The following is an 8,510-nucleotide window of genomic DNA, read 5'->3' as shown; positions in this document are numbered from 1 at the left end:
CAAACTTATCAGGGACTTATTGGACAGCTCCTTATTTTTCTTTGCAATGCTGCGGTTGGGTGTTTGTCCATCATTTTAATAAATTTTCATAAAACTGCAAAATTTCTTCATAGTTTTATGATACATTATTTTAAAAAATGAGAGAAAGGAGTTAAAAAATGAAGACTCTATTACTAGTAGATGATGAAATGAGAATGCTTGATTTATTAGGTCTCTTTAGAGTCTTCTATTTTTCCTCCAGTTAAATGTGTAATATATGCTGGCAGTAAGGGAAACACACAAGGAGAGAAAAATGATAGAACACCTGCAGCTAAGGCAAAGAATATACCAATATCACTCATTTAAAAACACCTCTTTTTATTTGATTATGAATGTTCTTTGTTAAAGTTTGATTAAGATTGGGAATGGTATAATTAATAAACTTAGCTAAAAAGGAGAATGGATGATGAATCAATGGGATACACGTTTTCAAAATGAAACATTCGTATATGGAACAGAACCGAATATATTTCTAGCCGAGATGCAGAAGAAGCTTCAATTATCCGGTGAGGCTTTAGCGATTGCAGAAGGCGAGGGACGGAATGCTGTTTTGTTAGCTGAACAGGGAATGAATGTTACCGCTTGGGATTATGCAAAATCAGGTTTAAATAAAACAGAGAAACTCGCAAAACAGAGGGGAGTAACGGTTAGAACGGAGCTTGTCGATTTAAATGAGGCAAAGTGGGAGAAAGAACGATGGGACGAGATTGTTTGTGTGTTCGGACATTTTTCGAAGAAATTGCGTACAAAAACACTTCAAGGTGTAAAGGAAGCAGTGAAACAAGGAGGTTATTTTATTACAGAAGTATATTCGACATATCAAATTCCTTACAAGAGCGGTGGGCCGCAGGATGTTGAGTTATTATACAGTCCTGAAGAATTTTTACAAACCTTTTCAGATTGGCGTATCGTCCATTTTTTCATTGGAGAAGTGACACGTCATGAGGGAGAATTACATAATGGATTGTCACATGTCATTCAATTTGTTGGGCAAAAAAGGCAGGAATAGTTATGGCTCATAGAAAACCTGAAAAATCACATGAAAATAAACCAACAATAGATTCCCAATATATTCAGCAGCATCTTGCAAGTGAACGGACATTTCTCGCATGGATTCGTACAGCTATCGCAATTATTGGTGTTGGCTTTTTAGTGACGAATTTGCATTTTACAATGAGGTCAAGCCTTTCTCCCATAGGTGATATATTAGCAAATGTCATTGGGATTTCTTCTGTTGCACTAGGAATTATTACAATTATTATGGCAACAGTCGCATATATGAAAAAAATTGATGCTATTAATAATCAAACATTTCGAACACCTAAAATAACGATCATGACACTTGGTGTTTTAGTTATTGTCATTGCGTTAATTTTTGCGGCTTATTTTCTCATAGCATAATTATGTAAGGGGCATTAATGCGCTATGTATTTTTAAGAGAAGATGTGAAGAGTATATTGATAGCGTCGGCTTGAATATTGAAGGAGCAAGCATATGAATTATTTTTTAAATCAGCGTAAAATTAAGCAAATATGTGGAGAGACAGCATATAAAAAAGGGAAGAAGTATTTTCAAGAAAAGAGAGTATATTTAAAAGATTACGATCCAAACAGTTTTATTTTTGAAGCAGCTGTAAAGGTAGATGGCATATTTAATGTATTAATAGAAAGAGAAGGCAATGGATTTATTTATGCGGAATGTACTTGTCCGAAATTAGCTTCCTTTCATAAGCATTGTCAGCATATTGCCGCTGTACTTGTCTGTTTACATGATATTCAAGTTAATGGGATACCTGCTGGAAGTAAACCGATACAGCATTCAGATAGCGCAGATGGGAAAATAAGCCCTTCTACTAAAAATCTTACTCAGACTGCAACTGCCCAGCTCGTTGATGGAACTAATGAAAAAAAGCAATTGCTTCCATTGAAAGCTAAGCTGTTTTTAGATCGGGTTAAGAACCGCTTGCTGGCTGGTTTGGAATTTCATTATGGAAATATTGTTATAAATCCATTGGAATATAATAGAGAAAATTCGTCGATAAGTTCTTTGATTATACGAAATGCAGTCAGGGAGCATGAAATTATGCATATAATGGAAGAGAGCTTTTTTACAAAAACAGAAAGTGGTTATTTTCTGCATGATGAGGAAGCAGAATATGATTTTTTGCATCGTATTGTTCCAAATATGAAAGAGCTGGTAGATATTTATGCTACTACTGCTGTTAAAAATCGATTATACAAAATAGAATCTCGTCCAAATATAAAGATAGAAGTCGATGAACGAACCGATTGGCTTATTTTTGAATTTCATATGGAAGGTATTCCAGAATCGGAAATTCGTGATCTGTTAATGTCCCTTGTAGAAAAAAGAAAATATTACCGAATAAAAGATGGCAGATTATTAACTTTAGAAGATCAGAACTTTAAGGAAATAAATCAGTTATTGAGTAATATGAGTATTGAGAAGGAACAATTAAATGACAAAGAGACCCGCATACCATTTCTCCAAGGTTTACGCAATATTGCATTTCTTCCACATGATTCTATACATATAGGTAAAGCTTTTAGCGATCTTTTGAACTGTTTACAAAATCCTGATCAAGAAGAAGCAGCGATTTCAGAGAAGTTAAATGCTATTCTTCATGATTATCAAAAGCACGGTGTATACTGGCTAAGAACTTTGGCAGATTATAAATTTGGAGGAATTCTTGCAGATGACATGGGGCTGGGGAAAACATTGCAAAGCATTGCTTATATTGTTTCCGTTCTTTCTGAAATTAGAGAACAGAAGAAACCTGTCTTAGTATTAGCACCTTCCTCATTGATCTATAATTGGTTAAATGAACTGAATAAATTCGCTAAAGAAGTACATTCAGTTATTATAGATGGCAGCCAGGCTGAGAGAAATGCAGCTTTAATGGATATGAACAAGGCCGACGTTATCATTACCTCTTATCCTTTACTGCGCAGAGACATTAATAAATATGTGAGGCAGTCATTTCATACATTATTTTTAGATGAGGCACAGGCTGTTAAAAATCATACTACACAAACAGCAAAAATGGTGAAAAGAGTTCGTGCAGATTATAGGTTTGCTCTCACTGGTACACCGGTAGAAAATTCTGTAGATGATCTTTGGTCTATTTTTAATATTGTATTTCCGAATTTAATGCCAGAAAGAAAAGAATTAAAAGATATGCCTCGTGAAACAATAGCGAAACTGGTGAGGCCGTTTATTCTTCGTCGTATGAAGGAAGACGTATTGAACGATTTACCAGGGAAAAATGAGTTAATATATATATCAGAACTGCTGCCAGATCAGAAAAGATTATATGCGGCCTATTTAGCAAAATTAAAATATGAAACATTAAAACATTTAAACAAAGACTCTTTTCAGAAAAATCGGCTTAAAATTCTTGCTGGCTTAACCCGGCTCCGTCAATTATGCTGTCACCCTGCTTTATTTGTTGACAATTATAATGGAGATTCTGCGAAATTATTGCAGCTAATGGAAATTGTGAGAGACTACCGCAGTAAAGGAAGAAGAATTCTTATATTTTCACAATTTACAAAGATGCTTGAGATCATTGGCGGAGAACTAACGAGTAAAGGTATTAAGTACTTCTATTTGAATGGAAATACTCCTGCTATGGAACGTGTAGAGCTTTGCAACAGGTTTAATAAAGGTGATATGGATCTCTTTCTTATATCATTAAAAGCCGGTGGAACAGGTTTAAATCTCAGTGGAGCTGACACTGTAATTCTTTATGATCTCTGGTGGAATCCCGCTGTAGAGCAACAGGCGGCTGATCGAGCGCATCGAATGGGACAGAAAAATGAAGTGAAAGTAATAAAACTGATTTCCAAGGGGACAATTGAGGAAAAAATAAATGAGCTGCAAGAAAACAAAAAGAATTTAATTAATGAGATTATTCAGCCGAGTCAAAATAATACGGGTATTCTGACCGAGCAGGAAATTAGAAATATTCTTATGATATGAAACAGATGTTTATTATTTCCAATAAAGAATATTCCTCCTTTAATGGATTGAAGAGTATAATATAGAGTAGATAGTAAATGAGTAATCATTTCATCTACCTATTTTTTATTTTGAATCTATTGAGAAAGGAAGAATTATCTATAATGGATTTTAATCAAAAATCAGAAATCACAGCATTTATAACTGAAAATAAAGAAGATTTTGAGAAGAAGCTTTTATCGGAAGCAGTTAATGTTGCTTCCAAAATCCAAGAAATTCTTCAAACAGGAAATATAAATCTATTAGTAAATGCACAAAAATTAGTTACATATGTTACAGAAGAAAGAGAAGAGGAGCTTGTAGAGTTTGCTAAGCAAGAGGGAATTGTATGGGCAAAACATGCTCTTACTTTAGCATTTAAACTTGAGTGGATTCAGGCAATTAGACGAACTGTCTGGCATTTTCTTCGCAAATTTTACCAGGAAACAGGAAATGTAAATGATATTGATCAATTTTTTATTCAGGAAAAAAGAATTAACGATCAAATTGATCAATTTTTAAATAGTTTCTTTCTTAGTTACTCCAATTTTAAAGATAAGTTAATTGTTACTCAAAGAGAGATGGTTGAACATCTGTCTGTTCCAATTATTCCTGTAAGTCCAGTTGTAGCTGTTTTGCCTTTAATTGGGTTAATTGATTCATACCGTATCAGTATAATTGAAGAAAAGGCGTTATTAGAAATAGCGAAGCTCAAAGTTGAGATACTTGTTATTGATCTTTCTGGCATTGCAAATATGGAAGCTGATGTTATTGGACATTTTCAGAGAGTATTAGCTGGAGTTTCCATGATGGGCTGTAAAGTTGTTATTACCGGCTTGCGCCCCGAACTAGTAAGAAATATGACTCATAGCGGAATTAACTTTGATGACAAAGTTAAGACGACTGGAACGTTACAGCAGGCTTTAAAGATGTATTTAAAATATTAGTAATAATAATTAGAAGAAGGCTAATAACCCAAGCGGAATTAATATGTGATAATATGGATAATAGAGAACTTGGAAGCAAATGAAGATTATTACGTTTTAATGGGGGTATATCTACATGGCAGATCTGAAATATGAAATAACAGAGCATATTGCTGTTCTTTCAGAATCATCAAAAGGCTGGACGAAGGAATTGAATTTAGTTAGCTGGAATGGTCGTGAACCTAAGTATGATATACGTGATTGGGCTCCGAATCATGAGAAGATGGGAAAAGGCGTGACGCTTGGGAAGGAAGAATTGGACAAGCTTAAACATATCCTTCAATCTTTTTAAAATAATAAAAAACTGGAAGAAAGTAATTCTTCCAGTTTTTTATTATTTAAGAGAAATGATTTAAAAGTAAAGAAGCGAACAGACCAAGAGCCGCAATTAATCCGATTGCAGGACCTCCTTCTTCGTATGCTTCAGGCATCATTGTAGAAGAAACCATCGCGATGATTCCTCCGCCTGCAAAAGCAGCAATACCTGCTATTAATGCTTCTGAGGCATGATCGAGAAAGAAATAGCCTCCCCAGGAACTAAAAGAAGAAATGAATAAAACGGCAAACCAAAGTAATAAAATTTTCTTTTTCGAATAATTGCTTTTAAGCAATCCTGAAGTACTTGATAAGCCTTCGGGTATGTTGCTAATAAATATAGCGGCAACAAGCAGCCAGCTCACTGTCTGGCTTCCAATTAAACTGGCACCGATCATAATTGATTCTGGAATTGCATCCATAACGGTACCTATGAAAATAGCTAGTCCTGATCCTTCATTCGAGGAGCCTGAACGCTTTCTCTCTTTAGCACCATGGCGGGAAATAAAAAAATCAAAAAGAGTAAATATAATAGCTCCTGCTAAAAATCCTATAGATGTTGCTTTTATTCCGCCTTTATGTACCGACTCGCCAAGTAATTCATAGGTTGCTGCTCCGATCAATACACCGGTCCCAAAAGCCATAATAAATCCAATGATTCTCTTTTTAATAGGAAGAAACATTGAGGCTAAAGCACCAAGCAGAACAGCAGAGCCGGAAACAGCTCCCCACATTGCTGCATTCCACATTAGACATAACCTCCCTATGTTTTAGTATATTACTACCCATATATTATATAGATGGAAACAAGGCATTATCAGATAGAAAAGGTTAATTAGGGATTTGTCTTCGTTATTAGATTTAATATTGGCATAGTGCAGTTACACGGATTTTTTAGCCGGAGGGGTACTGCCTGACATATTAAAAGGGTTTACTGAAAAAGGCTGTCTCCAGCATTGTGGCTGGAGACAGCCTTTATTATAATACTTTTCTGATATAAGGAATTTTTATAATAAATGAACTTATTAAAAAACATATTATCGTTCCGGCTATGCTGACGGCTAAAAATTTTACAAAAGGGGCGATATGAAACTTGCTCATAATGATACTTATGAAAACAACAATGGGCGGATGAACAATAAAAGCTGTGTAGGCACTGTCAGACATCATTTGCAGTACAGTACTGTTTTTATTCACATGATTTCTAAAAAAGATGATAACAGTCATAATAATTCCAAAAGCAACAAATGGTTCCCATAATGCATATGCTAAAGATTGGAAGCTCATTCCTCCCATAAATACATTTGTATTTCCTTCTAAGGCACCTCCCGCGATTAAAACGACCGGGAGAAGAATGATAGAAGTAACAGATACTTTAAACCAAAGACGGGTATGCTGTTTTGAAAGGCTATCAAGCCAATTGTATCGTTTGGCCATTATACCAATGATAAATAAAAAGATATATGATGGAAAATAACCTAATTGCATTCCAAGAATATTCGTTCCAACGGGGAAAAACATGCGGACAAAAAAGGCTGCCAATCCTATCCAAACGGCAGAAAGTAAAATATATTTATGGGAAAGACATACTTTGTTTTCTGCTTGTTCTCTAGTTATTTTTCTATAAATAGCATAGAAAATAGCAAAATAAATAAGTGTTTCTACAAACCACATGGGACCCCAGTTAATAATTTCTAAATTAAAAATTTTATGTATGTAAAAATCAATATATGATAATTTTTCTTTGTATTGTAAAAAATAAATAAGTGTCGGTCCTATGAAACTAATATAAAGGAGTAAAGGAATACCTAACCTTATTAGCCGGTCTTTTAAAAAGGCTGCTACCCCTTTTTTATCGTATGAAGCGGGTGTGAAATAACCTGAAATAAGAAAGAAAAATCCCATAAAGTAAGCTTGATTAACGGCGGTAAATAAAGTTAGTACAGTAGAAGTAATATCATTCGTATTGCTATCAACATAATACCATCCTCCTGCAGCCCCGTATGCGATTGCTGTATGGTGCACGATTACTAAAATGGTTAAAATAACTCTTATGTTATCAATATAATATAATCTTTTCACTGTTTATTAATCTCCTGAGATAAAAGATAGTAAATATAGAATATAATAATTTTCCTGATTTGTAACTTAAAAAATGAGTAATATCCTGTTTTGAATAGGTATTTTAACCTGTAATAAATTAGGAAAATAAAAGGCTGGAAAGATCGAGTTTTTATTTCTCGTTCTTTCCAGCCTTTTAAAAATTAATAATAAGGTGCAATCATAATGTACACTAGAACACCGGTAAAGCTTACATATAACCAGAGCGGCATCGTCCAGCGCGCAATTTTTCGATGTTTCTCTACTTGCATATTGAGTCCTCTGCCTAATGTAATAAGAGCAAGCGGCACGATTGCTGCGGCAAGGAAAATATGGGTGATTAAAACGAAGTAGTATAAATACATCAAGAAGCCTTCACCACCATAGCTTGTTGATTCAGCCATGGAATGATACGTTAAGTACGTGATACAAAAAAGAAATGTTGTTGTAAATGCTGCGATGATGAAGCGGCGGTGCAGTTTAATATTTTTTTTCATAATAGCAGCTAAAGCTCCTATTAAGAAAAGAAAAGTAAAAGTGTTAAAAATAGCATTCATTAACGGAAGAACAGTTAATTGAATACCTAATACTGTACCGTCATTGCTTTTAGGAAGAAAGTACGTTCCGACGATTACGCCTACAATAACAAATGAAAGAATCCAAATGAGCGGATTGTAATTACGCTGTTTCGTATTGTTCATATTATTTTAGCTCCTATGCTTCTAGTTCTTTCCTTAAGGATAAAAAAATAAACAGGAAAGAGCAATTAATTATACTTGGATTTTCGCCTTTGAAAATGGATTGTCATTATTTCGACAAAACCTTTCTTATAATTGTTCTAAATAATATGTAAAAGGGAGATGTTTCTATAATATTCCTTTTTGGTTTTATCTGCTGTTATTAATTTAAATAAGAATATAATAAATCTTTTTTAATACTTAAACTTAGAAAAGAATAAAAAATGAGGATATCCCAAAAGGATAAAAAGCAACCCTTTTGGGATATTCTGCTGAAAGGCCCTGTCATAGAAATCCAGTAAAATCAAGGATTTGG

At 34.2% G+C, this 8,510-nt stretch carries 9 protein-coding genes; 5 read left to right on the top strand and 4 right to left on the bottom strand.

Annotation, left to right across the window (positions count from 1 at the left end; translation table 11 throughout):
* Positions 1-206: 206 nt before the first annotated feature.
* A complete protein-coding gene (locus BFA01S_RS22130) occupies positions 207-341 on the bottom strand; it encodes a cytochrome c biogenesis protein CcdA (protein WP_235843076.1) in 135 nt (44 codons plus the stop codon).
* A gap of 104 nt (positions 342-445) precedes the next feature.
* Between BFA01S_RS22130 and BFA01S_RS19460 the strand changes: the two genes are divergently transcribed.
* From BFA01S_RS19460 to BFA01S_RS19440, 5 genes are all read left to right on the top strand, one after another.
* On the top strand, positions 446-1,048 hold the full coding sequence (locus tag BFA01S_RS19460) for an SAM-dependent methyltransferase (RefSeq protein ID WP_066234808.1): 603 nt from the start codon (positions 446-448) through the stop codon (positions 1,046-1,048).
* Positions 1,049-1,050: 2 nt separating this feature from the next.
* Positions 1,051-1,440 (top strand): YidH family protein, encoded by a 390-nt coding sequence (locus BFA01S_RS19455; RefSeq protein WP_066234805.1) that lies wholly within the window; start codon positions 1,051-1,053, stop codon positions 1,438-1,440.
* 93 nt (positions 1,441-1,533) lie between these two features.
* Positions 1,534-4,038, top strand: coding sequence for a DEAD/DEAH box helicase (locus BFA01S_RS19450; protein ID WP_066234802.1), 2,505 nt, complete (start codon positions 1,534-1,536; stop codon positions 4,036-4,038).
* 143 nt (positions 4,039-4,181) lie between these two features.
* A complete protein-coding gene (locus BFA01S_RS19445) occupies positions 4,182-5,003 on the top strand; it encodes an STAS domain-containing protein (protein ID WP_066234799.1) in 822 nt (273 codons plus the stop codon).
* A gap of 115 nt (positions 5,004-5,118) precedes the next feature.
* Positions 5,119-5,334, top strand: coding sequence for a YdbC family protein (locus tag BFA01S_RS19440; RefSeq protein ID WP_066234795.1), 216 nt, complete (start codon positions 5,119-5,121; stop codon positions 5,332-5,334).
* A gap of 46 nt (positions 5,335-5,380) precedes the next feature.
* Here BFA01S_RS19440 and BFA01S_RS19435 read toward each other — a convergent pair whose 3' ends face one another.
* The 3 genes from BFA01S_RS19435 to BFA01S_RS19425 all read right to left on the bottom strand — a co-directional run bounded on the left by BFA01S_RS19435 (position 5,381) and on the right by BFA01S_RS19425 (position 8,158).
* Positions 5,381-6,106, bottom strand: a complete 726-nt coding sequence (locus BFA01S_RS19435) for a ZIP family metal transporter (protein WP_066234792.1) — start codon at positions 6,104-6,106, stop codon at positions 5,381-5,383.
* 229 nt (positions 6,107-6,335) lie between these two features.
* Positions 6,336-7,439 carry an acyltransferase family protein gene (locus BFA01S_RS19430; protein WP_066234789.1) on the bottom strand — a complete coding sequence of 368 codons (1,104 nt, stop codon included), beginning with the start codon at positions 7,437-7,439 and terminating at the stop codon, positions 6,336-6,338.
* A 182-nt stretch (positions 7,440-7,621) separates the two neighbouring features.
* Positions 7,622-8,158 (bottom strand): DUF420 domain-containing protein, encoded by a 537-nt coding sequence (locus tag BFA01S_RS19425; protein WP_066234787.1) that lies wholly within the window; start codon positions 8,156-8,158, stop codon positions 7,622-7,624.
* Between the last annotated feature and the right edge of the window lie 352 nt (positions 8,159-8,510).

It is taken from the genome of Metabacillus fastidiosus NBRC 101226 (genome assembly GCF_001591625.1).
GTDB classification, from domain to species: domain Bacteria; phylum Bacillota; class Bacilli; order Bacillales; family Bacillaceae; genus Metabacillus; species Metabacillus fastidiosus.
This window is presented reverse-complemented; position numbering and strand designations above follow the sequence as displayed.

Coding starts and splice junctions, on each gene's coding strand:
- BFA01S_RS22130 (WP_235843076.1), bottom strand. CDS start 341: ATGAGTGATATTGGTATATTCTTTGCCTTAGCTGCAGGTGTTCTATCA.
- BFA01S_RS19460 (WP_066234808.1), top strand. CDS start 446: ATGAATCAATGGGATACACGTTTTCAAAATGAAACATTCGTATATGGA.
- BFA01S_RS19455 (WP_066234805.1), top strand. CDS start 1,051: ATGGCTCATAGAAAACCTGAAAAATCACATGAAAATAAACCAACAATA.
- BFA01S_RS19450 (WP_066234802.1), top strand. CDS start 1,534: ATGAATTATTTTTTAAATCAGCGTAAAATTAAGCAAATATGTGGAGAG.
- BFA01S_RS19445 (WP_066234799.1), top strand. CDS start 4,182: ATGGATTTTAATCAAAAATCAGAAATCACAGCATTTATAACTGAAAAT.
- BFA01S_RS19440 (WP_066234795.1), top strand. CDS start 5,119: ATGGCAGATCTGAAATATGAAATAACAGAGCATATTGCTGTTCTTTCA.
- BFA01S_RS19435 (WP_066234792.1), bottom strand. CDS start 6,106: ATGTGGAATGCAGCAATGTGGGGAGCTGTTTCCGGCTCTGCTGTTCTG.
- BFA01S_RS19425 (WP_066234787.1), bottom strand. CDS start 8,158: ATGAACAATACGAAACAGCGTAATTACAATCCGCTCATTTGGATTCTT.